Source organism: Gracilibacillus marinus, from assembly GCF_042651725.1.
In the GTDB taxonomy this organism is placed as follows: Bacteria; Bacillota; Bacilli; order Bacillales; family Amphibacillaceae; genus Gracilibacillus; species Gracilibacillus marinus.
The window spans coordinates 1,343,545-1,367,011 of the sequence record NZ_JBHSDV010000001.1 but is presented as its reverse complement, the minus strand read 5'-3'; the positions used below and the strand labels follow the sequence as shown (position 1 = coordinate 1,367,011).

The following is a 23,467-nucleotide window of genomic DNA, read 5'->3' as shown; positions in this document are numbered from 1 at the left end:
TCTTTAATGAATGGATGTCCATATCTTCGAGCAAAGAAGTCCAATAATACGTATCTCAAACTTTCACATTTTTATTTTTGGATTTTTTCAAAGAAAAGGGACACAATGTGTCCCCTTTTCTTTGAAAATTCAATCAAAATGTTATTTTTTGTTTACTTGACTCATTACTTCTTCAGCGAAGTTATCTTCACGTTTTTCGATACCTTCTCCAACTTCATAACGAGCAAATGTTTTTACAGTTGCATTATGATTTTTCACGATTTGTTTTACTTTTTGATCTGGATCTTTTACAAAACTTTGCTCAAGTAAGCAAATTTCTTCAAAGAATTTGTTTAAACGACCTTCCACCATTTTTTCTACGATATTTGCTGGTTTTCCTTCATTTAATGCCTGAGTTTTTAATACTTCACGTTCTTTATCGATGTCTTCAGCAGAAACAGCATCACGTGATAAATATTTAGGATTAACTGCAGCGATGTGCATAGCAATATCTTTTGCGATTTGTTCTTCATTTGTACCTTCTAAAACAGTTACTACACCAATGCTTCCACCCATGTGAATGTATGCACCAAATACGTCTGCATCTGTTTTAGTGAATGTTTCAAAACGACGTAAAGATAATTTTTCGCCGATTTTTGCAATATTACTATTAATATACTCCTCTACACTTTCACCATTACCATTTAACGGTTGTTGCAGAGCTTCTTCAACTGTTGCTGGTTTTTGTGTAAGGATATGTTTTGCAAGTTGTTGCATTAGCGTTTTAAATTGATCATTTTTTGTTACGAAGTCTGTTTCACAGTTCACTTCAATTAAAACAGCAGTATTACCTTCTACTTCAACGAATGCAGATCCTTCGGCAGCAATACGATCAGCTTTTTTAGCTGCTTTCGCAATACCTTTTTCACGTAAATAATCAATTGCTTGATCGATATTCCCATCTGTTTCTTGAAGTGCTTTTTTACAATCCATCATTCCAGCACCAGTTTTTTCACGTAATTCTTTAACTAATTGAGCAGTAATAGCCATAATTATTTCCTCCTTATTATATATTGCTTAAAAAAAGGTGATAAAAGGTCCCCCTCTTATCACCAAAACCTTCTTACTCTTCTACCGTTTCCACTTCTGCAACTGTTTCTTCTGCTACTTCTGTTTCTTCCCCTTGTTTAACTTCAAGGATAGCATCTGCCATTTTAGCAGTAAGAAGTTTTACAGCACGAATCGCATCGTCATTCGCTGGAATAACATAATCGATTTCATCTGGATCACAGTTAGTATCAACAATTCCAACGATTGGAATGTGTAATTTATGAGCTTCTGCAACAGCAATACGCTCTTTTCTCGGATCGATAATAAATAAAGCATCTGGAATTTTATTCATTTCTTTAATTCCACCTAAGAATTTAACTAGTCTTTCCTTTTCTTTCAAAAGACCTACCACTTCTTTTTTAGGTAGAACTTCAAAAGTTCCATCTTCTTCCATTTTCTCGATAGCTTTCAAACGATTGATACGTTTACGGATCGTTTCAAAGTTTGTCAACGTACCTCCTAACCAACGTTGGTTAACGAAGTACATTCCTGAACGAATTGCCTCTTCTTTTACAGATTCTTGCGCTTGTTTTTTAGTACCTACAAATAAAACAGTTCCACCATTTTCAGCAACTCCTTTAATGAAGTTGTAAGCTTCTTCTACCTTTTTCACTGTTTTTTGAAGGTCGATAATGTAAATGCCGTTACGTTCTGTAAAGATGTATTTTTTCATCTTAGGGTTCCAACGACGTGTTTGGTGTCCGAAATGTACACCAGCTTCAAGTAATTGTTTCATTGAAATAACTGCCATGTTTGTTTCCTCCTAAATTGGTTTTTTTATCCTCCATTTACATCATTAGATAAAAGGACTTTATAAGCACCACTCTTATCTTTAGTAAACGTGTGTATTTAACACCATGAACAAATATATCATATTGCTAGTATCCAATCAAGCAATTTTAGTTATTTTTTTGTCGGAATTTCAATATTAGTTCGATTTCTGTCTTTCCTTTATTTAATTGTTTGGCAATTTCTTCACTTGTCAAACCTTTTTCGAATAAATATAACACTTTCGATTCTAGAGATGACTCTACTTTCTCACTATCTTTTATGTTAGACATCGGATTATACATAGTATAGCTGTCTTCTGTATTTAGTTTATTTGTTTCTACTTTTTTAGATGTAGAGGTTTCTTTAATAGTATGGTTTTGTACTTTCTCTAACTCTTCTGTGAAGCGCTCATTCTCTTCACGTAGTTCAACTAAGTATAATGCCAAAGAATTTTCCATTTGTTCAACTTGTGTGGTCATTTTCTCTTCTATATCAATTAAGTCTTTTTGCTTGTTTTTTAAATGTCGAATAAAAATAAATGTAATTATATGCAATAAAAAACTTAGTAAAAATAATATTTCAATCATTATACTTCCTTCTTCTATTTAGAATAATCAATCTGATTCCCTAAGTATGGATGATTGATTGTTTGATTTTTAGCTTTCTTTTTTTCTGTATCATTATTATTTGGGATTAAATTTTTACTATTTTCTCTGTTGTTCTTCAATTTTTCGCTTTCGCGTTGTTCATTCACTTTTTGACGTTTCTTTAATTCTTCAGCAATAGATTGTTGTGACAATTGTTCTTGTCCAACTCTTCCTTGTTGTTGCATTATATCTTGTAATTTTCCAGCATCTTGTGTTCTCGGTAAGGCCACTTGTAGTTCAATTAATTTTAAACTCATCTGTAGGTATCCTCCTATTTCAGAGATTCAATAACGATTTCTTTTTCTTTAAGAGACGCTTTAATATATTTGTATTCTCTGTTAAGAACTCTTGAGTATTTACCAAAATTTAATTCCACGTTATCATACATCGTACCATTTACAATTACATCAAGATCCTGATAGTTTCCAATGCTAATTTGTAATTCTTCTATAGCTTTTTCACATTTTTGTAAATTTTGTTCTGTTACTTCTAACATTTTTCGTTGTTTTAATAACATAATTCGCTCATTTGTCGTGAGATTATTTTTTTCTTGAAGTTGTTTTCCTAATACTAGTAGTTTATTCTTATTTATTTCATACGTAGTTAATTCTTTCTGGAACTGTTCTAGTTCTTCTCTTTTTCTTTTATTAATTCCAAGAGAAATTTCTGTTTTCGAATTAGATAAATTACCAATATGTTTGACTATTATTTTATGCCCTGCAGAACATGAACCACCTATTATACTACCATTTTCACACAAAATAGACTCTTCTGCAACGCATTGGCTATGTAGAATTGATTTGGTAACAATCAGGTTATTTCCTGCTTCTACACTGGCTTGGTTAATATAGTTAACAATTACATCCCCATCTGCTTGAATAATTGCTTTATCCATCCCAGAAATACCGTTACTAATAATGATATTTCCGCCAGCCTTAAGTTTTGCACCTTCCACAAGACCAATAATATGAATATCTCCATTTGCTTTAACAGTGTATCCTGTTGGTACATTTCCTTTAATATAAACAGAACCTATAAAATCAATATTTCCTGTTTCTAAACTTAAATCTTCGTTCCATTCATATGTATCAAACACTTGTATAAGCTTATCAGATATGGATAATTTCCCATCTATTTGTGATACAAATGTATTTTTCTTATCATCAAATCCGACATTTCGTCCTGCTTTCGTTATAACTTTCTTTCCAGGCTTTGATTTAATTTTATTACCATACACATCCAAACCAGATTTCCCTGCTGTTGGATGTATCAACATTCCAATTTCCATATCCTTATTTATTGTTGGTATCTTCTTTATATCTCTAAATGAGGTTTTTTCCTTTTCCTCCAATATTTCTTCTAGTTGAACAAACCACTCTATGTATCCATCTTTACCATTCTCATGTGGTATACCTTTTGAAACAGTTATCTTTCCAGTTTCAGTTAACTGTGTTTTCCATTGTTGCTCATCGAAACAAAATAGTCTTGTTTCTAATTTCTCTTCTTTTAAAAATGTGTGTAAATCACTACTATCCAATTCATTAATTAATGCTACATTTAAAATTTCTAGCCAAGCTTCCATCCGATCACTTGAAATCTTTAATCTTACTACCTCATTGATCATATTATCAAGCCCCGTTCAAATCTAATTTCGAAATAATTTGTTGTAACTTGTAGATCGCTTGCTTATGTATTTGAGAAATCCTCGATGTCGTTAATTGTAATACCTTTCCTATCTCAGTAAATGTCAATTCTTTGTCATAGAAAAGACTTAAAACCAATTGCTCATTTTCATTTAATTGAGTTATTGCTTTATAAATTTGATTAAATTCTTCATTATTCACAATTGTTTCTTCAGGTGTAAGTTGTTTATCATCTGGGATTGTGTAACCAACCCCTTCTTTAAACTCTCCCCCACTTCTATCTTCCATTGATAATAAATTGGAGAAGAAGCTATCTTTTATAACGTTCTCTACTTCCTCTTTCGTCAGATTTAAATGTGTTGCAATATCATCAGACGTGACTTCCCTTTGTAATGTCTGTTCTAAATACTCTTCTGCTGCATCTATTCTTTTGACTTTTTCTCTTGCTGAGCGAGGTAGCCAATCTTCTTTTCTTAGTCCATCTATTATGGCACCTTTAATTCGTATCGAAGCATATGTATCAAATTTTAAGTCTCTAGACTGGTCAAATTTTAATATAGCATCATATAAACCAACTAATGCTAAACTTCTTAAATCGTCTTTACTCACACTTTTAGGTAGATTGATAGCGATTCGTTGGACGTGGTATTGTACAAGATACATATAATTCTCTATTAATTGATTTGTTATATCTTCGCTTTTGTCATGCTGCCATTTTTCCCATAATTGCACTATTGAAACGGTATCTTTTGCCATCGAATCACCTCTATCTAAATTTGTTTCGTACCACTATTAACTGTTCTGATTTCTAACATGCTTGTATCTATATCAAATACGATTGTTCTACCTTTGTTTCCACCCACATCTTCAGATATAAGTGGGATATGATGGTGATGTAACAATACCCTAATTGCTTCAATGTTCCGCTCACCTATACGTAACATTTTATTATCTGATTTAAAACCAAACATATGTGCCCCTCCAGCCATTTTAGCTTTTAAATTAGCCTTCGACGCACCAGATGTCAATAAATTATGAAGTAATATCTCAAAAGCTGTATCAGCATATTTCATTCTGTTTTGATTATCTTTTTTTGCAACAGTAGAATCAGGTAACATAATGTGTGCTAATCCTGCTATTTTAGCCTTATTGTCATATAATACTAACCCCACACAAGATCCTAGACCCGAAGTTTTTAGTGTATTTGGATACACAGTTGTTTTCACATCTGCAATCCCAACTTTAATGATTTCAGAAGTCAGTGTCATCTGTCATATACTCCCAAAGCCTTGAATATTTTTGTAAATGATTCTGGATCTGGTAATAGAAAAAAATGTCCTTTAATCGTTTGTGTAGATTTTTCTGTATCCTCAATCATTGTATCAATTACGATAGCAAAATCGTTATCTTCAGAAATTTGCGCTAATCCTTCCATTAATATAGCAGCAGCCATATCCATTACTAATGTTGGCACTGTTGGTTGCATATTAATTGAAGTAAAATCAGATAATGCTGATAAATAGGAACCAGAAAGAATATTTCCAATCTCTGATATTGCTGAAAAAGCTAGAGGTGTATCTAATAATTCTTCATACGTGAATGATGTGTCATTTATTAATTGTTGTACAAGAGAACTTGTCTCGTCTGGTGATAGGACAAAAAACATCGTTCCTGGTGCCTCGCCTTGGATACGGAGAAACACAGTTACAATTAATGTATCTGGTCCTCCCACATATTCCATTAACTGATTGAAATCTAGAATTTTAATTGCAGGTATAGACATATCAATCTGTTTATTTAATAACGTTGATAGTGCTGTAGCGGCATTGCCTGCACCAATATTCCCTATTTCTTGTAACACATCTAAATGTGTTTGATTTAATTCACTCAAATTTGTCATTCTACTTTAAGCCTTTCTTTCATCACTTCGTAAGAATCAAATGACAGTACCTTGTCTAAATTTAATAACATAATTAATCTATCTTCTACTTTTGCCACACCTTCAATATAATCTACATCAATCGTACCAATGACTTTTGGAGCTGGTTCAATAATAGACTCATCAATATCTAACACATCATATGCTGCATCAACTATAAAGCCAATATCGTATTTTTCTAAATGTATAATAATAATTCTTGTACTCTCTGTTGGTTGAATGGCTTCCATACCAAATCGTTCGCGTAAATCTAAAATCGGCGTAACTATCCCACGTAAATTGATAACGCCTTTCACAAAAGTAGCTGTTTTAGGTACTCTTGTAATGTGTTGCATCCTTTCAATTCCACCAACCAAACTCACTGGAATTGCATATTCTTCTTTATCAAGTTCTATGATAATTGATTTCTGTGTTTTCACTTCTTCCATAATTGTACACCTCCCTAGTTTATCAATGTGTTCGTATCAATAATTAAAGCAACTTGTCCATCACCTAGAATAGTAGCACCAGAAATTCCAAACACATCTCCTAAGTAATCTCCTAATGACTTTAAGACAATTTCTTGTTGGCCTATAAATTTATTGACGATTAATCCTGCTAATTTATCACCTTTACGAATGATAACAACAGATGCGAATTCACTATCCTCTTCTGTCATTGGTACTTCGAATACATCTTTTAACGAAATTAATGGTACAACTTTCCCTCTAAAATCAATCACTTTTTTGTTATGTGCATTTAAGATTTCATTTTTATTGATGATTGCTGTTTCAATAATAGATGAAAGTGGAATGGCATATTTCTCTTTTTCTACTTCTACCAACAATACAGAAATAATGGATAAGGTTAAGGGAAGTTGAATAGAGAATAATGAACCTTCGCCTTCTTTTGATTGAATAGAGATAGATCCACCTAAAGATTCTATCGTATTTTTCACAACATCTAAGCCCACACCACGTCCAGACACATCTGAGATTTTGTCTGCGGTTGAAAATCCACTTGACATAATAAGTGCATACACTTGTTCATCTGTCATTTGGTTTGATTCTTCTGCAGTAATTACACCATTGGAAATTGCTTTGTCTATTACTTTGTGACGATTAATGCCTGCTCCATCATCACTAATTTCGATAAATACATGATTACCACTATGGTAAGCTTTTAATATAAGATCTCCTGTTTCCTCTTTTCCACCGGCTTTTCTCGTATCAGGTTTTTCAATTCCATGATCCAATGAATTTCTAATAAGGTGTACTAAAGGATCTCCTATTTCATCTATTACAGTTCGATCAAGCTCTGTCTCTGCTCCTATAATATTTAGATTCACTTTCTTCCCTAGATCTTTTGACAATTGTCTAACCATACGCGGAAATCGATTAAACACTTGTTCGACTGGAACCATACGCATATTTAAGATAATACTCTGTAAATCACCAGAAATTCTTGTCATTCTTTCTACCGTTTCTTGCAATTCTGCATTTTTTAAATTAGCAGATATTTGTTCAAGTCGTCCTCTATCAATAACTAATTCTTCAAACAAATTCATTAACCCATCTAATCGATCAATATTGACACGAATTGTTTTGTTCGAAATACTCTTACTTGCATTATTATTTGTATTATTCGTACCTTTATCTACATTATTGTTGGAATTGTCAATATCCTTTTGTATGTTCTCATTAACATCTGGTTCTTCCTCATTTATTTTACTAGTTTCTTTGTTATTTTTTTCAGAAGTAAATGCTTGTATATCAATTGATTGAATTTCTGAAATCCTCATTATACTCTCTTCAATTGTATTTTTATCCGCTTCTGTTACTAAGAGAACTGTAAACTCTAAATCGAACTTTTCATCTTCTAGTTCTTGTACGGTTGGATTTGATTTAATTACCTCACCAATTTGTTCTAAACTTTCAAAAACCATATATACTCTAGCAGCTTTAAGTAAACAATTTTCGTTTAAGCGAATCGTAATGGAAAAATTACTAAATCCTTTCTCTTGAGATTGGTCTAAAATAGCTAACTCAAATTCGTCTAAATTCACAAAATTATTATTTGCATTATTAGAAACATCTACATTTGACGTATCTTCAGTGATCTCGTTAGAATTAAACTCATTCTTCTCAATTTGTTGAAGTTTTTTTACTAGCTCTTGAACATCTCGCGCACCGTTTCCACCATTAGCTATATCTACAACCATATTTTCTAATTGATCTACAGCTTGAAATATGACATCAATAATATCTGAATTAATTTCTAGTTGGTTATTTCGGACAGCATCTAACACATTCTCCATTTTATGAGTCAGGTCAGCTAAGTCTTGAAATCCCATTGTTGCAGCCATACCTTTAAGTGTATGTGCAGAACGAAATATTTCTCCAACTGTTGCCATATTATTTGGTTCATTTTCTAGTAATAAAAGCTGATCATTTAATGATTGGATGTGTTCTTTACTTTCTTCAATAAATACTTCCAAATATTCGCTATTTTCCAAATCATTCACCCCTAGTATACTTTTTTCTTTAACACACTACTTATATCTTCCAAATTCAATACATAATCTACTAAACTAGTTTTTTCTGCAGCTTGAGGCATCCCGTATACAACACATGTTTCTTTTGATTGTGACATAATCACAGTACGTGGATGTTTTTTCTTCATTATTTCTATCCCTTTCGCACCGTCACTACCCATTCCTGTTAATACAATTGCAATGGGGTCATAGCTTTGGCTTAGATTGGCGATAGAGTTGAATAACACATCTACAGCAGGTTGATGACCATTCACTTGTCCTAATTCTTTTACACTAGCAACCAATTGGTTATTTCGTTCTATTACTTCAAACTGTTTGCCACCTTCAGCGATATACACATGGCCATTTTCTATTACATCAAAATCACTAACTTCTTTCACAACTAAATGTGAAAGTTTATTCAATCTTTCTGAAAGTGATTTTGTAAACCCTTTCGGCATATGTTGTACAATGACAATTGGTGCAGAAAAATCAGATGGTAAATGTGTAATAACTTCTTGCAAGGCTCTTGGGCCACCTGTTGAGGACCCAATTGCTACAATTCGACGAGAATTAGATTTTGCAAGACTAGGTACAGTTCTTTTCTTCATTGCGATTGGTTCTGCTGAATTTGAAACAATCATTTTCTTTTTTGGTAGTAATGTTGAAGTAGCTGCAGCTTCCACTTTACTAATAATTTCTCTTTCAATCTCTTTAATATTAAGTGAAATAGAACCAGACGGTTTTGCAATAAAATCAATTGCCCCAATCGAAATCGCCTCAATTGTTTTATCTGCACCAGCTTTCGTCAAACTAGATAGCATAACAACTGGAGTAGGGTACCGATTCATTATTTCTTTCAATGTTTCAATTCCATCCATTAATGGCATCTCAACATCTAATGTAACAACATCTGGATTCCATTCCTCAATTTTTTTCAAGGCATCTTGACCATTTCTTGCGGTCCCTATTACATCTAATACATCAGATTGATTTAATATGTCACCTATCATTTTTCTCATAAATGCTGAATCATCAACAATAAGCACAGAATATTTATTCATGGTGTTTACCCCTCTGCAAAATATTTCAATAAGTTTTTGAGGAAATTTGAACCTTTTTCTTTTCTTGGCACAATGCCTAAAAATTGATTTGTCATTTCCATTAATGCAACAGATGCATTTGATTTCGAATTAAAGGTAGTAAATGGAATTTGTTTAATTACAGCCTTACTTACTGATGAGTCATCAGGAATATATCCCAACGGTACAATCTGTGCATTTAGAAATTTTGATACTGCAACACTGAATCGATCTACAACTTGTTTTCCTTGTTTTTCATTCAAAACACGATTAACAACTAGATGCAAGGACATATTTTTATAAGACAAAATATGTTTCACCATTGCGTATCCATCTGTTAATGAGGTAGGCTCTGGAGTTGTCAGTACAATACACTCATCTGCAGCCAATATAAATTGAATAGACTCTTTCGTCACACCTGCACCCATATCGAAAATAATAAAATCAAACTGATTAAAAACTAGTTCTAATTGCTCAATGAAATAGTTAGAATTATCATTATTTACTGTGAATATTTCATTATGTGCACTACCTCCAGTAATGTAAGATAATCCTTTTGGCCCTGATTCTATAATATCATAAATTTGTATTTTTTTCTCTAACATCTGAATGATGGAATATGTAGATGTTTGACCTAGTAAAATATCGATATTTCCCATTCCTATATCCAAATCAATCAAAAGTACTTTTTTTCCCTTGTCTTGTAGTGAAATACTAAAGTTAAGTGCAAAATTCGACTTGCCCACTCCCCCTTTTCCACTTACAATAGCTATTGTTTTTGCTTCATAATTTCCATGGAGACTTTTGATACGTGATCTTAACTTCGCTGCTTGATCTTGTTCCATTTAATCACCAACTATTAACATTGCAATTTCTTCTAAAGATATTCGTTCTATATCATCAGGTACTTCCTGACCATTAGTAATATATGCAATACCCAAATTATATTTATCAGATAAATTTAAAAGCGGTCCATATATCGATGTTTCATCTTGTTTTGTAAAAATTAATTGCTTAATTGGTACATTTTTAAATTGTTGATAAATATTATCCATATCCACTGTTCTTGAAGTCAATGAGAGTACTAAATAAGAATCTACCTTTTCTTTCATATCTATAATAGTATTTAGTTCATGCACATACTTTTCATCGCGAAAATTTCTTCCTGCTGTATCCACAAAAATATAGTCATATTCTTTGAATTTATCTTTTGCTTTACGATAATCATCTAAGTTATAGGCAACTTCAATAGGTACATCTAGAATTTTTGCATATGTTTTCAATTGTTCAATTGCGGCAATTCTGAATGTGTCTGTTGTAATAAATGCTACACGTTTGTTTTGATTCAATACACAATCTGCTGCTAACTTTGCAATTGTTGTTGTTTTTCCAACACCTGTTGGACCGACAAGATGAATCACTTGGTTATCAAACGAGCCACCGAACGACCCTTTATTTGCAAGACGATGCTTGATTTCAAATTGAATTTCCTTCTTTAGTTTTTCTATGGATAGATCGCTTTCTTTCTCATTTTCATGCCGTTTCATTATTTGTTCAATTAACTCATCAGCTATTTCTTTATCTACTTCTTGATTAATCAAAACTGAAAGTAATTCTTGAAAAATAATAGGTAAATCATGTTCAGGTTTCGATGTTTGTTGTATCCAACGCTTCATTTCTCTGATTTCAGATAATACTTCGTCTTGTTTATACACATTTCTTGTATCTATATGATTTCTCGTATCTTTTTGTTTAGTCGGTTTAACAGGAGTGGGATCAATTGCTGCAACTACTTCTATTTTTTTCTTTTTAAATAGCCCTAAAAAACCGCCCTCGTACATTTCTTTAGAATTTAAAATGACCGCATCAGCACCTAATTCTTTTCGTACAAGTTGCATCACTTCTGGCATTGTATTTCCCTTATACTTTTTTACCTTCATGCTACTTTTACCACTCCGATACTTTGAATTTCTGCTGTTGGTTCAATCTCATTATAGGAAAGAACGATAACATGTGGAAAAAATCGATCTAATAATTGTTTCATATACATTCTGATTGTTGGAGAACAAAGTACAATTGGATTTTCCTCTTGTAATGACATATGTTCTACATTTTCTGATACAGATTGAATGACGCGTTGTTGTGTATCTGGGTCCATTGCTAGATAACTGCCATGTTCTGTTTGTTGAATATGTTCTGCTATTAGTTTTTCGACTTCACCAGATACTGTAATTACTTTTAATTGATTCCTTCCTTGAAGTACACTTGAAGTAATTTGTGGTGACAAAGATTGTCTTGTGTATTCTGTAAGCAAATCTGTATCTGTCGTCATTTTTGCAAAATCTGCAAGTGTTTCAAAGATTACTGGTAAATTTTTGATTGAAACATTTTCACGCAATAACTTTGCTAAAACCTTCTGTACATCTCCTACTGCTAATGGATCAGGTGTTACTTCCTCCACAAGAATCGGATAATTTTCTTTTAAATGATCAATTAATTGTTGTGTCTCTTGTCGTCCTAACAATTGATGTGCATGTCTTTTTATCATTTCAGTAATGTGTGTCGAGACAACTGATGGAGGATCTACTACTGTGTAACCATTTAATTCCGCATCATCTTTCACTTCTTCTGTTACCCACTTAGCAGGCAAACCGAATGCTGGTTCAATTGTATCGATTCCATCTAAGCCATCTTCTTCAATACCTGGGCTCATTGCTAAATAGTGATCAAGCAATAATTCACCTTTTGCTACTTCATTGCCTTTTATTTTCAGGCGATATTCATTTGGATTTAATTGAATATTGTCACGTATTCTGACAACTGGAATGACTAGTCCGAGTTCGATAGCAAGTTGTCTTCTTATCATTACAATTCGATCTAACAAATCTCCACCTTGACTTGAATCTGCTAATGGTATTAATCCATAACCAAACTCAAATTCAATCGGATCCATATTAATTAATCCTACTACATTTTCTGGTGCCTTCATTTCTTCAGATTGACTTTCATCCACTTCTTCTAATGATGGTAAATCTTCTACTTTTTGTTGTCTTGATAACATGTACCCACCAATTGCAAGTACAAGAGCAATTGGGATTGTTAACAGGTCATTAATTGGTGTGAACCCTAGCAAGAAGATCGTACCTGCTGCTACATACAGTAATGATGGGAAACGAAACAATTGTTTTGTTACATCTGAGCTTAAATTACCTTCTGAAGCGACACGTGTCACAACAATACCAGTAGCTGTCGATATTAGTAATGCAGGTATTTGACTAACTAATCCATCCCCTACAGTTAAACGCATATATGTATCGATTGCCTCATTAAATGGTAAGCCTAATTGAATCATACCAATAATTAAACCAAAAATAATATTGATTAAAACAATGATAATACCTGCAACGGCGTCACCTTTAACAAATTTACTTGCACCATCCATCGCACCATAAAAATCTGCTTCATGTTCAATCTTTTGTCTTCTATCTTTCGCTTGTTGTTCGTTAATCATTCCTGCATTTAAATCTGCATCAATACTCATTTGCTTACCTGGCATTGCATCGAGCGTAAATCTTGCAGCAACTTCTGATACACGCTCACTACCTTTAGTAATAACTAAAAATTGAATAATAACCAAAATAACAAAAACAACAAAACCTACTAATGGATTATCCCCTATTACGAATGTTCCAAAAGTTTCTACTACTCCACCTGCGTTTCCTTCAGACAAAATTGATCTCGTTGTAGATACATTTAATCCCAACCTGAAAAGAGTTAATAATAAGAGTAATGAAGGAAATACTGAAAATTGCAATGCATCAGTTGTATTCATTGAAACTAATATAACAATTAATGCTAGAGATATATTTAACAAAATCAATATACTTAAAAGCCACCCTGGTAATGGAATAACTAACATAACAATAATCAAAATAACACCAAGTAAAACGGTAAAATCTCTAGCTTTCATACTTTACAACTCCTTAAACACAACTTAAATACATTTATTTAATCTTTTTTTGAATTCGATATACATATGCAAGAATCTCTGCAACTGCTTGAAAAAACTCTTCATCTATTACATCACCAATTTCACACTTACCATACAATGCTCTTGCTAAAGGGCGATTTTCTACCATTTCAATATTGTGATGCTTTGCAATATCTTTAATTTTCAATGCGACAAAATCTACACCTTTTGCAACAACATAAGGAGCATCCGCTTTATTTTCATCATACTTTAAGGCAATGGCATAATGAGTTGGATTGGTTATAATCACATCAGCCTCAGGTACTTGACTCATCATTCGTTGCATCGCCATTTGTCTTTGTTTTTCTTTTATTTTTGATTTAATTAAAGGGTCCCCTTCTATGTTTTTATACTCGTCTTTAATATCATTTTTCGACATACGATTTTGTTTCTCAAAATCGAATTTTTGATAAGCATAATCAATCACTGAAATAATTAACAAAGCAATTGCTGCAGCTAATCCCATTTGGATCGTGATAGAACCAAAAAAAGCAAGAGAGCTATCCACACTTTTGTAGACTAACATCATAATTTGGTCAATATTTATCCATATCACTGTGAATGTAATGGCACCAACAACAATTATTTTTAATAAGGATTTGACCAATTCTACTAATGCTCTTACTGAAAATATTCTCTTCGCACCTTGGATCGGATCTATTCTGTTCAACTGCATTTTTAAAGGCTCTGCAGTGAACAAAAATCCAATTTGCATAAAATTAGATGCTAATCCTGCTACAATCGCAATGAGAAGTATCGGAGCAATTGCAATAAGTATTTCTACACCGAAATCCAGCATGACTTCAAATACTTGTTCTTCAGTCACTTCCATAAAAATATAATCTGTAAATGCCTTCTCATACATATCCATCATCGTTGTTTTCATTGTATTCCCGATGACAAGTAAGATAATAAAGACAAAAAATAACAAAATTGCTGTATTTACATCCTGGCTTTTTGCAACTTGTCCTTTTTTTCGTGCATCTTGTCTTTTTTTAGGAGTGGCTTTTTCCGTTTTTTCACCAGCAAAATACTGTAAATCTAAATGTAAGTACTTCATTAGGCACCACCTAACATTTGGATCAATAGTTGGATTGTTTCAAGCATATAATCAAATAACTTTTGAACAATACTTATATAAAAAGGAATAAACATAAATAATACTAAAAATGCAACTAATATTTTTAGTGGCAAACCTACCACAAATACATTTAATTGCGGTACTGTTCGTGCCATAACCCCTAAGGCGACATCGACTAGAAATAAACATCCTACAATGGGTATTGCTAATTGAAATGCAATCAAAAACATCTGACTAAATGTCTTTAATATAAAATCTAGATTTGTCAATTGTATAAATGAATCAATTGGTATAATCTCAAAACTATAAAACAATCCATTAATTAACAAATGGTGGCCATTAACCATTAATAAAAAAATTATTGCAATAACATAAAAGTACTGTCCAATAAGTGGACTTTGAGCACCTGTTTGAGGATCAACCACATTGGCAATTGCAAAGCCCATCTGAAAATCAATAAAACCGCCTGCAATTTGAATTGCAGATAAAATGATGTATGCAATAAGCCCAAGCATTAAACCTACTAGCGCTTCTTTCATTACTAATAAAATATAGTTTCCGTTAACGAGAACTTCTGGAGTTGGAATCGTATATAACATAATCCACGCTAAGAAAAAACCTATGCCAATCTTTAATTGATTAGGAATCGTACGATACGAAAAAATTGGTACAGTAACAAAAAAGGAAATAACCCTAACCAAAATCAAAATAAATGCTGGAAGAACATTAATATTTATAAAATCAAACATACTAGTTACCCTACGAATCGATTAATATTTTGGAATAAATTTGATGCAAATTCTACCATTACAGATAACATCCACGGACCAAAAATGACAATTCCTAATAATACTGCGACAATTTTAGGGATGAATGCGAGTGTCTGTTCTTGTATTTGAGTAGTTGCTTGAAAAATACTTACAAGAAGACCGACTACTAATGCTAAAATTAGTATTGGTCCTGTAACCATCAAAATCGTATAAATACCTTGTTCAGCTAATGATATGACAAATTCACCGCTCACAAATTCGAACTCCTTCCGTTATACATTACAATGGTAAGAAACCATCTAGTAAAGAATGTGTAATCAAATACCATCCATCAACTAATACAAATAATAATATCTTGAATGGTAATGAAATCATTACGGGAGGTAACATCATCATACCCATTGACATTAATACACTTGCAACAGCCATATCAATGACTAGAAAAGGAATAAAAATCATAAAACCCATTTGAAATGCTGTCTTAAGTTCACTTATTGCATATGCAGGAATTAATGTGGTTAATGGAATGTCATCTATTGTTTCTGGCTCTTCCATTGATGCAAAATTCATAAATAACGACAAGTCTTTTTGTCTAGTATGTTTTGCCATAAACTCTTTTAACGGACCACTTGCATTGTCATATGCTTCTTCTAATGTAATCTCTTCATTAAATAATGGTTGTAATGCTTGTTCATTCACCTCTTGAAATGTCGGTGCCATAATAAAGAAAGTCATAAATAATGCCAAACCAATCAAGATCTGATTTGGTGGCATTTGTTGTGTAGCGAGAGATGTACGAACAAAAGAGAGAACAATAATGATTCTAGTAAAACTGGTCATTAATATTAATATACTTGGAGCTAGAGAAAGAACAGTAAGTAACAATAACAGACGTACAGATGTGGACAGATTGCTCGGGTCTGTACTTGAGAATACATCAATTAAATTAATGATCATCTTTTTTACTTAATTCCTTGATTTTTGTTAGCATTTTCTGTCTACCTACTTTCATCTCTTTTAACTCTTTTTGAAACAATTGACCAAATTGTTTCTGCTCTTGACTATCTGTTTGTATGTCTTTCTTTTTTATTATATTGAATAATGAATGAAACTGATTCGTGTCCATTTCATTTTTATTCTTTAATTGTTCAATCGTTTCTTTATCTGTTATTTCAGTTAACATTTGAATAGAATCTGCAACACCTATGACAAAAAATTGATTACCAATTCGCACTGTTTGAAGAGATTTATTTGCTCCTAAATTGATACCACCATAGTTTTCTAAAATTTGATTTTGACCTACATACCTATTACGTTTTTTGACAAAATTCGCAATGATATAAATAAGAATAAGTACAATAATAAGTCCAACAGACAACTTGACTAAACTAAGAATAAATTCCAACGTACTATTAGATTTTTTCTCTTCGTTTACATCAGTATCTGTAGGTATATTTGTAGTCGGGGAATCCTCTACTTTATTCTCATTGAAAAAGTCTTCTACACTCTGTTCAGCAAAGATACTAGGACTAAAAGCTAGTCCCAGCACTATTAAAATAAATCCATTTATGACAACCTTTTTCATACCATTCATTTGTCAGTTATCCTATAACTTTAGAAATTGCCTCAATTACGCGATCTGCTTGAAATGGTTTAACAATAAAGTCTTTTGCTCCTGCTTGAATCGCATCAATAACCATCGCTTGTTGTCCCATCGCTGAACACATAATAATATTTGCATTACTATTTATTGCTTTAATATCCTTTAGTGCTGAAATGCCATCTTTTTCAGGCATTGTAATATCCATTGTTACTAAATCTGGTGTTAATTCTTTGTATTTTTCAACCGCTTCTGCACCATCTTGTGCTTCACCAACTACATCATATCCATTTTTTGTTAAAATATCTTTAATCATCATTCTCATAAATGCTGCATCATCAACTATTAATACTCTCTTTGACATTATTTATCATCCTCTCATTTATTTAAATTTTTTAGTCTCGTCTCTTTACTTACAATATCTGTTACTCTTACACCAAAATTTTCATCAATAACAACAACTTCACCTTTTGCAATTAACTTCTGATTAACTAATATATCTACTGGTTCACCTGCTAGTTTATCTAACTCTACAATCGAACCTGAAGACAATTCTAAAATTTCTTTAACAGTTCTTTTTGTTCGCCCTAACTCCACCGTAACTTTTAATGGTATATCCATCAACAAGTCTAAGTTACGTTTTTCTTCTTTTGGAAGTTGTATTTCTCCAAATGTTTCAAAATCAGCTACATGTACATCGCTATTTTGTGGTGATGATTGTCCTAGATTTCTAGGTTGTTTGGGACGTGTCACGACTGTTTCTTGACTTTCTTGAGAATACTGAGGACGTACCTCTTCTTCATTTGACAAGGATGAATCTTTGTCTGAAGGTTGACTTGTATCAGGTGACTTTGTTGGTATGTCTTCATCTACTGATGCATTTAATAATTGATCAACTAAATCTTTTGCAAAGGAGATAGGTAATAATTGCATAATCTTAGAATCTATTAATGTACCAATTTTCAATTGAAAGGATACTTTGATTAATGCATCTTCATTTGTATCAAGTGATCGATTTGTTTCCTCTTCTGTTACATCCATAATGGACGTGTATGGTGGTGATATATCCACTTTTTTATTAAATATTGTGGACATACTTGTAGCTGAAGTCCCCATCATTTGATTCATCGCTTCTTGAACTGCACTTAAATGAATCTCACTTAATTCCGTCGTAGAAACATCCCCGCTTCCACCTAACATCAAATCTGCTATAATTGCAGCGTCTTTTGACTCTAAAATAAATAAGTTCGCACCAGTAAATCCTTCTGTATATTTCACTTCGACACCTACATATGGGACAGGAAACTCTTCATGTAATTCCCCTTTTTCAATTACAGAAATTGTTGGTGTTGTGATTTCAACTTTTTGATTTAGTAAAGTAGAAAGCGTCGTAGCAGAGCTACCAAATGATATATTACCAATTTCTCCTAATGCATCTTCTTCTATTGATGTAAGATAACTTTCTGTAGATAAAGAAGTGGGTTCAACTGAATTGTCATCATCTCCACCATTTAATAATGCGTCAATTTCTTCTTGTGACAACATTCCATCATTCATCATCTACTTCCCCTCCTTGTATGTCATGGATTATTTGAACAGCAACTTGACTTTTTCTTTTTCCTGGTTGGACATGGAATTTTGGCACTCTATCAATTTCTAACACTAGTGGATCTGAAATATGTTTATTTAAAACAATTGTGTCATTCGAATCTAAGAACAGTAAATCCTCGACAGTTATGGTTGTCTCCCCTAAAATAACAGACAAATCTAATCGTGCCTTTTCAATATTTTTAGAAATAGATTCATATTCCTCTGGCTTACGTTCTTTCGTATTCTCATTCTGCATCCAATAATGTACAGATAATTTTGGAATGATTGGTTCCAGCACAACATGTGGTATACAAATGTTTATCATCCCACTACTTTCACCAATTGCGGTATCTAATGATACGACAACAACAGTCTCATTTGGTGAAACGAGTTGCAAAAATTGTGGATTCACTTCAAAATCTTCAAGAATTGGATCGATTTCTACAACAGTCCCCCATGCTTCTTGTAAATTATCTAGCGCTTTTTCAAATAATTGTGACATCAATGTTGTTTCAATATCTGTTAATGTATCTATTTTATTTACGCTCTGTCCTTTACCGCCAAGCATTCGATCTAACATAGCATAAGCAATATTAGGATTAAACTCAAAAATAATTCTACCATCTAGTGGCGCTACACTGTATACATTTAAAATTGTTTTTGTCGGTATAGAGCGAATAAATTCTTCATATGGAATTTGATCAACTGAAGCTACTGCAATATGCACATATGTACGTAACTGAGCAGAAAAATATGTTGACAACAATCTAGCAAAATTGTCATGAATTCTAGAAATACTTCTTATCTGATCCTTTGAAAAACGTAATGCACGTTTAAAATCGTACACTTTGACTTTCTTATCTTTTTCTTCTTCTTTTAATTGATTTGCATCCATTTCTCCTGATGAGATAGCTGATAGTAATGCATCTATTTCACTTTGGGATAGAACTTCATCTGGCATTTTGTCACCTCCTAATCGGAGAATTTCTTATTGAATTACCTTATTAATTATTAAGACTTCTACGATTTTACCTTCCGTCATTTTTTCATTCATCACTTCTTTAATTTGAGTTTCTAAACTTGATAAGTTATCACGGAAATCATTTACAGTTAAATTGACAGATTGTTTGATGAATTCATTCTTCACTTGGAATTCTCTTTTTGCAATTTCTTCTACTGCTTTATTACTATCTGTAATAAATTGAAATTGTACTAATGCAAAGCTTCCATCGCTTAAATCTGTTTTCATCTCTTCAGTGGTGTAAGAATATTTAACCATTTCATCAATGGTTAGTTCACCATTTGTTTCTTCCTTTGCATTCAGTAAATAATATAAAATAATTCCACCACCGATTGTTATAATAACAAGGGTGATAATTAAAATTTTAAGTAATTTAGGATTCATTCGTTTCACCTATTCCTCTTTGAAGATGGGTTAAACCGATTTGCTGATAATACTCAATCGTACGCTTAACGACTACTTCTTCATTCTCTTTCACAAAGTATTTCTTATTATTGATAAGAGTAATTGTCGTATCTGGTAATGATTCAATTTTTTCAATATATAGTGCGTTAAGTGTAAAGGAACTTCCAGTCAAATTAGTTAATGTAATCATAATTATGTAAAGAAGGCTAGGAAGTAAGTCCTAGCCTTCTCCCTCCTTTTATTAACGTTTTAAGTTTACTAGTTCTTGTAATATTTCATCAGAAGTAGTGATGATTCTCGTATTTGCCTGAAAACCACGTTGCGCTGTAATCATTTCTGTAAACTCTTCTGATAAATCTACGTTAGACATTTCTAATGCACCTGCAACTATTGATGCTGTTCCTTCTGATTCTGGTGCAAATATGAAATTCCCATTAACATCTTCCATTCGTCCAGCATTTGGAGAATCTTGAAACATATTTGCTCCTACTTTATTCAACCCACCAGGGTTAGAGAATTTAGCTACCGCGATTTGTCCAGCCACTTGCGTTTCTCCATTTTCAATATAATTCACAACGCCATTCCCTTGTATACTAAAGCTTTCTGCATTTTCAGGAATTTGAATTCTTTCTTGATCCATACCGATTAAATATTGCCCATTTGCGTTAACAATATATCCTTCGTTATCTAAGTATAGATTTCCTGCTCTGGAATATTGATAGTTGTCTTGATTTACACCTGTACCAAATACGAACATTCCATCACCTTCTAATTGAAGGTCTAATGGTCTTTGTGTAGATTGTCTGTTACCTTGTGTGTGAATATTATCGATTGTACCTAATTGAACACCTGTACCTACTTGAATCGGATTAATACCACCACGGATACCTGTTGGCGCACTAGCACCTGTAACTGGTTGACTCATCATATCTTGAAATGTTGCTCGTCCTTTTTTAAAGCCTACTGTGTTCACATTTGCAATATTATTACCAATCACATCTAGTTTTGTCTGAAATCCTCTTAAACCTGAAATACCTGCATACATTGAACGTAACATAAAACATTCATCCCTTCTTATTTGTTTAGCTATATCAATCAGTCAATAGCTTAGAGCCTCCCAAAAAGGGTCCAGCTCAATCCATTACAATCGTTCCGGTTAAATTTGTAAAAATCTTTGTTTTTGACTCTGCTCGATCCATTGCTGTTATGATTGTCCCATTATTCGCATTGACAATAAAAGCTGCGTTATCCAAAATAACTAATGATTCTTTTAATCCTTTTTGTTTTGCTTCTGTCAGTTTCGCTTCCATTTCAGCCCATCTTGACTCTGAAATATGGATGTTTCGTGATTCCATTCGTTGTTTTGCATGTTTACTTATTGTTAATGTATGTTGTTCCAAAACTTTTGAAAAATCTTGCGTAGGTGTTTGATTGTTCTTTTGAATTAGTTTTGGAATAACTGAATGATAATAAGCATGTATTTGATTATTCACTATAATCCTCCTTTCTTTAGGAAGATGTGTTATTCTTTTTCACTCGGTTGTTCAATTTTTTGAACTTCATCAGTATAAATTTCTGCATCATTTTCTAATTGTAACACTGCATATCCTTCTTTATGGGTAACAGATTGAACGATACTCGTCTCTAATTCTTTAGGTTCTGCAATTTGACCTGTTTCCTCATCAATCTTATAATAAGTTACTTGTTGTCCTATCAAATGGCTATATTGGATAACAGGTGAAATCAATTGATTGTTCACAAGGAGATTTATCGATTCTGTCATTTGCATCATTTGTTCAAGTGATGAAAAAGTCGCCATTTGGGAAATAAACTCTTTATCTTCCATTGGATTTAATGGATCTTGATTTTGTAATTGTGTCATAAGAATTTTTAAGAATTCATCCTTGCCTAATGAACTACTCGTTTCTTTTACCGTTGCTTGGTTTTTTAAATAGTAACTTGGATCAATTGTTGTCATAGTTATCACCTATACCTTCATATCCATCAATATTTCACTAAAATCTAATTCATCGTCATAATCTATTGCTTCATTTTCATAGAAATCATCATTGGATTGGTGTTCATTCTGGTTACTAGATTCTTTTTCATCATTTGAAAAGGAATCCGATTCATTTTGACTCATTACAACTTCCTGTTTTTCTATCACTACTTGTTGTGGAGAAAACATATGTCTTAATTGTTGTAAGTTACCTTCTAACATGTCTTTTGCCATTTGTGATTGTACAACCATTTTTACAACCATTTCCCCATTTACTTGTGTTAATTTAATAACAACATCACCTAAATGTTCTGGCTGCAATCTAATAAATAATTGGTTCGCTCCATTTGGACCCTTTAAAAAGTTACTTTTTTGAAATATTTGTTGAAATTGCTCAATTAATTGTTTTTGGGAAACTTGTTCTGTCGCATTCGTTTGTTGCGTATGAATAACAAATTGCTCAATTCTTGACATATTTGTCGTTGGCAACGCAGACGAAGAATTGTCAACTTTCACATCACTATATCCTTTAACTGCTGTTTCTACTTGCAACATTGCATCTTTTACCCATTTTGAAACAGTATCATATGTCAGTTGATTTTGATTTGTGTACATATTATCCTGTTTTATTTTTTGAGTATATTTATCAATTAATTCTCCCCAAAGTTTTTTTTGAGGTTCTTTTAGTGAATCAAGCAATTCTTGTGCTGATTTTTGGTCAATCTTTTGTAATTCTATCCATTCCTTCATGTTGTTCATCAACTGTTTGTAGTCATCAAAACTGAACGACCCCTTTGTAATGGATTGAAGTACATGATCAATTTTAACAAGCAGCTGTTTCATTTGTTCTTGATTAACTGACATCAATGTATTAGCTGTAAAAGAAAAATCAATGGAGGAGAAATTCACTTCTTTATTAGGGTCCTCACCCGATAATTCCAGTGTGTCTAGTATTGCATTCATATTATCTAAAGATAATTCTTCATCTAAATTGATTAATATCTCTAATAATTTACTATAACTATGGGATGTCTCTGTATCCTCATTAAGAATCTTTTGTAATTCATTCATAATTGTTAAATAATCATCAGGTAAATTTTTGTTAATCGCTGTATCTTCTAATTCTGTACTCTTATTCATAAGAGTATTTCTAATGTTATTACCTACTAAAATATCTTTAAATAACAAGTTAGTATTTGATGGATTATTTTTTGTAACTGAATTTCTAAAGGAAACATTGTTACTTGGTACTGCTAAAGCATTAAATCCGAGTTCCATTCTTTCCACC

28 protein-coding genes are annotated in these 23,467 nt (G+C 32.5%); all 28 read right to left on the bottom strand.

Going from position 1 to position 23,467, the window contains the following annotated elements:
- Positions 1 to 141 precede the first annotated feature (141 nt).
- Positions 142 to 1,029: a translation elongation factor Ts gene (tsf, locus tag ACFOZ1_RS06335; RefSeq protein WP_390197249.1), complete on the bottom strand. Its 888-nt coding sequence runs from the start codon at positions 1,027 to 1,029 to the stop codon at positions 142 to 144.
- A gap of 73 nt (positions 1,030 to 1,102) precedes the next feature.
- A complete protein-coding gene (rpsB, locus tag ACFOZ1_RS06330) occupies positions 1,103 to 1,840 on the bottom strand; it encodes a 30S ribosomal protein S2 (protein ID WP_390197246.1) in 738 nt (245 codons plus the stop codon).
- Positions 1,841 to 1,988: 148 nt separating this feature from the next.
- The gene (locus ACFOZ1_RS06325) at positions 1,989 to 2,447 is read right to left on the bottom strand and encodes a hypothetical protein (RefSeq protein WP_390197243.1); all 459 of its coding nucleotides are present in this window, start codon (positions 2,445 to 2,447) and stop codon (positions 1,989 to 1,991) included.
- Between the two features lie 14 nt (positions 2,448 to 2,461).
- On the bottom strand, positions 2,462 to 2,764 hold the full coding sequence (locus tag ACFOZ1_RS06320) for a hypothetical protein (RefSeq protein WP_390197240.1): 303 nt from the start codon (positions 2,762 to 2,764) through the stop codon (positions 2,462 to 2,464).
- Between the two features lie 14 nt (positions 2,765 to 2,778).
- Entirely contained in the window at positions 2,779 to 4,131 is a 1,353-nt protein-coding gene (locus ACFOZ1_RS06315; RefSeq protein ID WP_390197238.1) for a DUF342 domain-containing protein, read from the bottom strand.
- A gap of 4 nt (positions 4,132 to 4,135) precedes the next feature.
- Positions 4,136 to 4,906, bottom strand: coding sequence for a FliA/WhiG family RNA polymerase sigma factor (locus tag ACFOZ1_RS06310; protein ID WP_390197235.1), 771 nt, complete (start codon positions 4,904 to 4,906; stop codon positions 4,136 to 4,138).
- Between the two features lie 14 nt (positions 4,907 to 4,920).
- Positions 4,921 to 5,418, bottom strand: coding sequence for a chemotaxis protein CheD (locus ACFOZ1_RS06305; protein ID WP_390197233.1), 498 nt, complete (start codon positions 5,416 to 5,418; stop codon positions 4,921 to 4,923).
- The gene (locus ACFOZ1_RS06300) at positions 5,415 to 6,050 is read right to left on the bottom strand and encodes a chemotaxis protein CheC (RefSeq protein WP_390197231.1); all 636 of its coding nucleotides are present in this window, start codon (positions 6,048 to 6,050) and stop codon (positions 5,415 to 5,417) included. The genes ACFOZ1_RS06305 and ACFOZ1_RS06300 overlap by 4 nt, the downstream gene beginning before the upstream one ends.
- On the bottom strand, positions 6,047 to 6,517 hold the full coding sequence (locus tag ACFOZ1_RS06295; protein ID WP_390197229.1) for a chemotaxis protein CheW: 471 nt from the start codon (positions 6,515 to 6,517) through the stop codon (positions 6,047 to 6,049). The genes ACFOZ1_RS06300 and ACFOZ1_RS06295 overlap by 4 nt, the downstream gene beginning before the upstream one ends.
- 14 nt (positions 6,518 to 6,531) lie before the next feature.
- Positions 6,532 to 8,583, bottom strand: a complete 2,052-nt coding sequence (locus tag ACFOZ1_RS06290) for a chemotaxis protein CheW (RefSeq protein WP_390197226.1) — start codon at positions 8,581 to 8,583, stop codon at positions 6,532 to 6,534.
- An 11-nt stretch (positions 8,584 to 8,594) separates the two neighbouring features.
- On the bottom strand, positions 8,595 to 9,665 hold the full coding sequence (locus ACFOZ1_RS06285; protein WP_390197223.1) for a protein-glutamate methylesterase/protein-glutamine glutaminase: 1,071 nt from the start codon (positions 9,663 to 9,665) through the stop codon (positions 8,595 to 8,597).
- A 5-nt stretch (positions 9,666 to 9,670) separates the two neighbouring features.
- Entirely contained in the window at positions 9,671 to 10,528 is an 858-nt protein-coding gene (locus tag ACFOZ1_RS06280; protein WP_390197221.1) for a MinD/ParA family protein, read from the bottom strand.
- The gene (gene flhF, locus ACFOZ1_RS06275) at positions 10,529 to 11,623 is read right to left on the bottom strand and encodes a flagellar biosynthesis protein FlhF (RefSeq protein WP_390197218.1); all 1,095 of its coding nucleotides are present in this window, start codon (positions 11,621 to 11,623) and stop codon (positions 10,529 to 10,531) included. It lies immediately after the preceding gene.
- Entirely contained in the window at positions 11,620 to 13,653 is a 2,034-nt protein-coding gene (gene flhA / locus ACFOZ1_RS06270; protein WP_390197217.1) for a flagellar biosynthesis protein FlhA, read from the bottom strand. The genes flhF and flhA overlap by 4 nt, the downstream gene beginning before the upstream one ends.
- 34 nt (positions 13,654 to 13,687) lie before the next feature.
- Positions 13,688 to 14,773 carry a flagellar biosynthesis protein FlhB gene (gene flhB / locus ACFOZ1_RS06265; RefSeq protein ID WP_390197215.1) on the bottom strand — a complete coding sequence of 362 codons (1,086 nt, stop codon included), beginning with the start codon at positions 14,771 to 14,773 and terminating at the stop codon, positions 13,688 to 13,690.
- Entirely contained in the window at positions 14,773 to 15,543 is a 771-nt protein-coding gene (gene fliR / locus ACFOZ1_RS06260; RefSeq protein WP_390197213.1) for a flagellar biosynthetic protein FliR, read from the bottom strand. The genes flhB and fliR overlap by 1 nt, the downstream gene beginning before the upstream one ends.
- Positions 15,544 to 15,548: 5 nt before the next feature.
- Positions 15,549 to 15,818 carry a flagellar biosynthesis protein FliQ gene (gene fliQ, locus ACFOZ1_RS06255; protein ID WP_390197212.1) on the bottom strand — a complete coding sequence of 90 codons (270 nt, stop codon included), beginning with the start codon at positions 15,816 to 15,818 and terminating at the stop codon, positions 15,549 to 15,551.
- Between the two features lie 25 nt (positions 15,819 to 15,843).
- Positions 15,844 to 16,521, bottom strand: coding sequence for a flagellar type III secretion system pore protein FliP (fliP, locus tag ACFOZ1_RS06250; protein ID WP_390197210.1), 678 nt, complete (start codon positions 16,519 to 16,521; stop codon positions 15,844 to 15,846).
- Entirely contained in the window at positions 16,511 to 17,158 is a 648-nt protein-coding gene (locus ACFOZ1_RS06245) for a flagellar biosynthetic protein FliO (RefSeq protein ID WP_390197208.1), read from the bottom strand. The genes fliP and ACFOZ1_RS06245 overlap by 11 nt, the downstream gene beginning before the upstream one ends.
- Before the next feature lie 7 nt (positions 17,159 to 17,165).
- Entirely contained in the window at positions 17,166 to 17,528 is a 363-nt protein-coding gene (locus ACFOZ1_RS06240; protein ID WP_390197205.1) for a response regulator, read from the bottom strand.
- Between the two features lie 14 nt (positions 17,529 to 17,542).
- Positions 17,543 to 18,724, bottom strand: a complete 1,182-nt coding sequence (gene fliY, locus ACFOZ1_RS06235; RefSeq protein WP_390197203.1) for a flagellar motor switch phosphatase FliY — start codon at positions 18,722 to 18,724, stop codon at positions 17,543 to 17,545.
- The gene (gene fliM / locus ACFOZ1_RS06230; protein WP_390197200.1) at positions 18,714 to 19,715 is read right to left on the bottom strand and encodes a flagellar motor switch protein FliM; all 1,002 of its coding nucleotides are present in this window, start codon (positions 19,713 to 19,715) and stop codon (positions 18,714 to 18,716) included. The genes fliY and fliM overlap by 11 nt, the downstream gene beginning before the upstream one ends.
- Before the next feature lie 27 nt (positions 19,716 to 19,742).
- Positions 19,743 to 20,159 (bottom strand): flagellar basal body-associated FliL family protein, encoded by a 417-nt coding sequence (locus tag ACFOZ1_RS06225; protein ID WP_390198085.1) that lies wholly within the window; start codon positions 20,157 to 20,159, stop codon positions 19,743 to 19,745.
- The gene (locus ACFOZ1_RS06220) at positions 20,149 to 20,370 is read right to left on the bottom strand and encodes a flagellar FlbD family protein (protein ID WP_390197198.1); all 222 of its coding nucleotides are present in this window, start codon (positions 20,368 to 20,370) and stop codon (positions 20,149 to 20,151) included. Before ACFOZ1_RS06220 ends, ACFOZ1_RS06225 begins: the two co-directional genes overlap by 11 nt.
- Before the next feature lie 51 nt (positions 20,371 to 20,421).
- Complete coding sequence (flgG, locus tag ACFOZ1_RS06215) at positions 20,422 to 21,237, bottom strand: flagellar basal body rod protein FlgG (protein ID WP_390197195.1); 816 nt, start codon at positions 21,235 to 21,237, stop codon at positions 20,422 to 20,424.
- 76 nt (positions 21,238 to 21,313) lie between these two features.
- Positions 21,314 to 21,673 (bottom strand): TIGR02530 family flagellar biosynthesis protein, encoded by a 360-nt coding sequence (locus ACFOZ1_RS06210; RefSeq protein ID WP_390197193.1) that lies wholly within the window; start codon positions 21,671 to 21,673, stop codon positions 21,314 to 21,316.
- A 29-nt stretch (positions 21,674 to 21,702) separates the two neighbouring features.
- A complete protein-coding gene (gene flgD / locus ACFOZ1_RS06205) occupies positions 21,703 to 22,158 on the bottom strand; it encodes a flagellar hook assembly protein FlgD (protein WP_390197191.1) in 456 nt (151 codons plus the stop codon).
- Between the two features lie 9 nt (positions 22,159 to 22,167).
- Positions 22,168 to 23,457 (bottom strand): flagellar hook-length control protein FliK, encoded by a 1,290-nt coding sequence (locus tag ACFOZ1_RS06200; protein ID WP_390197188.1) that lies wholly within the window; start codon positions 23,455 to 23,457, stop codon positions 22,168 to 22,170.
- Positions 23,458 to 23,467 lie beyond the last annotated feature (10 nt).

Excerpts from the sequence above, each read along its gene's own strand:
- tsf (WP_390197249.1), bottom strand. The coding sequence starts at position 1,029 with ATGGCTATTACTGCTCAATTAGTTAAAGAATTACGTGAAAAAACTGGT.
- rpsB (WP_390197246.1), bottom strand. The coding sequence starts at position 1,840 with ATGGCAGTTATTTCAATGAAACAATTACTTGAAGCTGGTGTACATTTC.
- ACFOZ1_RS06325 (WP_390197243.1), bottom strand. The coding sequence starts at position 2,447 with ATGATTGAAATATTATTTTTACTAAGTTTTTTATTGCATATAATTACA.
- ACFOZ1_RS06320 (WP_390197240.1), bottom strand. The coding sequence starts at position 2,764 with ATGAGTTTAAAATTAATTGAACTACAAGTGGCCTTACCGAGAACACAA.
- ACFOZ1_RS06315 (WP_390197238.1), bottom strand. The coding sequence starts at position 4,131 with ATGATCAATGAGGTAGTAAGATTAAAGATTTCAAGTGATCGGATGGAA.
- ACFOZ1_RS06310 (WP_390197235.1), bottom strand. The coding sequence starts at position 4,906 with ATGGCAAAAGATACCGTTTCAATAGTGCAATTATGGGAAAAATGGCAG.
- ACFOZ1_RS06305 (WP_390197233.1), bottom strand. The coding sequence starts at position 5,418 with ATGACACTGACTTCTGAAATCATTAAAGTTGGGATTGCAGATGTGAAA.
- ACFOZ1_RS06300 (WP_390197231.1), bottom strand. The coding sequence starts at position 6,050 with ATGACAAATTTGAGTGAATTAAATCAAACACATTTAGATGTGTTACAA.
- ACFOZ1_RS06295 (WP_390197229.1), bottom strand. The coding sequence starts at position 6,517 with ATGGAAGAAGTGAAAACACAGAAATCAATTATCATAGAACTTGATAAA.
- ACFOZ1_RS06285 (WP_390197223.1), bottom strand. The coding sequence starts at position 9,665 with ATGAATAAATATTCTGTGCTTATTGTTGATGATTCAGCATTTATGAGA.
- ACFOZ1_RS06280 (WP_390197221.1), bottom strand. The coding sequence starts at position 10,528 with ATGGAACAAGATCAAGCAGCGAAGTTAAGATCACGTATCAAAAGTCTC.
- flhF (WP_390197218.1), bottom strand. The coding sequence starts at position 11,623 with ATGAAGGTAAAAAAGTATAAGGGAAATACAATGCCAGAAGTGATGCAA.
- flhA (WP_390197217.1), bottom strand. The coding sequence starts at position 13,653 with ATGAAAGCTAGAGATTTTACCGTTTTACTTGGTGTTATTTTGATTATT.
- flhB (WP_390197215.1), bottom strand. The coding sequence starts at position 14,773 with ATGAAGTACTTACATTTAGATTTACAGTATTTTGCTGGTGAAAAAACG.
- fliR (WP_390197213.1), bottom strand. The coding sequence starts at position 15,543 with ATGTTTGATTTTATAAATATTAATGTTCTTCCAGCATTTATTTTGATT.
- fliP (WP_390197210.1), bottom strand. The coding sequence starts at position 16,521 with ATGATCATTAATTTAATTGATGTATTCTCAAGTACAGACCCGAGCAAT.
- ACFOZ1_RS06245 (WP_390197208.1), bottom strand. The coding sequence starts at position 17,158 with ATGAATGGTATGAAAAAGGTTGTCATAAATGGATTTATTTTAATAGTG.
- ACFOZ1_RS06240 (WP_390197205.1), bottom strand. The coding sequence starts at position 17,528 with ATGTCAAAGAGAGTATTAATAGTTGATGATGCAGCATTTATGAGAATG.
- fliY (WP_390197203.1), bottom strand. The coding sequence starts at position 18,724 with ATGATGAATGATGGAATGTTGTCACAAGAAGAAATTGACGCATTATTA.
- fliM (WP_390197200.1), bottom strand. The coding sequence starts at position 19,715 with ATGCCAGATGAAGTTCTATCCCAAAGTGAAATAGATGCATTACTATCA.
- ACFOZ1_RS06225 (WP_390198085.1), bottom strand. The coding sequence starts at position 20,159 with ATGAATCCTAAATTACTTAAAATTTTAATTATCACCCTTGTTATTATA.
- ACFOZ1_RS06220 (WP_390197198.1), bottom strand. The coding sequence starts at position 20,370 with ATGATTACATTAACTAATTTGACTGGAAGTTCCTTTACACTTAACGCA.
- flgG (WP_390197195.1), bottom strand. The coding sequence starts at position 21,237 with ATGTTACGTTCAATGTATGCAGGTATTTCAGGTTTAAGAGGATTTCAG.
- flgD (WP_390197191.1), bottom strand. The coding sequence starts at position 22,158 with ATGACAACAATTGATCCAAGTTACTATTTAAAAAACCAAGCAACGGTA.
- ACFOZ1_RS06200 (WP_390197188.1), bottom strand. The coding sequence starts at position 23,457 with ATGGAACTCGGATTTAATGCTTTAGCAGTACCAAGTAACAATGTTTCC.